The sequence below is a fragment of the Phormidium sp. CCY1219 genome (assembly GCF_035615515.1).
Taxonomy (GTDB): domain Bacteria; phylum Cyanobacteriota; class Cyanobacteriia; order Cyanobacteriales; family Laspinemataceae; genus CCY1219.
In genome coordinates, this window is sequence record NZ_JAJENT010000131.1 from 1 (window position 1) to 654 (window position 654).

The 654-nt window shown below is 53.7% G+C and carries 1 protein-coding gene; it reads right to left on the reverse strand.

Features of this window, described 5'->3' with window-relative positions:
• Window positions 1-174: 174 nt before the first annotated feature.
• Window positions 175-582: an ATP synthase F1 subunit epsilon gene (gene atpC, locus LKK83_RS00715; protein ID WP_324628806.1), complete on the reverse strand. Its 408-nt coding sequence runs from the start codon at window positions 580-582 to the stop codon at window positions 175-177.
• Window positions 583-654: the final 72 nt, after the last annotated feature.

A 654-nucleotide genomic window follows, 5' to 3' on the forward strand; every position in this document is an offset into this window, starting at 1 on the left:
ATAGTCCGGGCTAGGGAAATACCCGGAGGTGTTATCGTTTTTGGCTCTGGTAAGCGCCAACTCTTAGTTAGAGGTTGAGCCCTCCAAGCTGCGTGACTTCAGCCCGCAGAAGTTGACAATTGATGCAAATTACAGGCGTCTCGCTTCGATGGAAGCGTTGAAATTGCAAACAATTTAAGCCATACCGCCGGCGGCTTGCATCCGCGCTCTAGCGCGCTTGAGGGCTTGCTTGGCCTGAATTTGCTCTTGACGGGTGCCGTTGAGGGCGTTATTCAGCCGAGTTTCGGCATCTGAATACGCTTGACGAGCGCTTTCGAGGTCGATCGCTTCGCCGCGTTCCGCACCATTAACCAAGATGGTGACTTCGTTTTGTTCCACTTCTGCAAACCCACCCATCAGGGCGATCGCCACCCAGTCTTTTTCAGCGCGCACCCGCATCACGCCGACATCAAGGGCGGTTAACAAAGGAGCGTGTTCGCTGAGAATCCCCAGTTGTCCTGTGGTACTCGGCAGAATCACTTCCTCAGCCTGAGAATCCCAGACGGTTTTGTCTGGTGAAATCACGCGAACTGTTAATGTCATGATAACCTCCGATACGTTTGGAAACCCCCGTGCTTTAGCCGGGGGAGGAAAAACGAACGTGCGGCTTTAGCC

What these genes read in the sequence shown, in the direction of transcription:
- atpC (WP_324628806.1), bottom strand. Translation starts at nt 582, where the DNA reads ATGACATTAACAGTTCGCGTGATTTCACCAGACAAAACCGTCTGGGAT.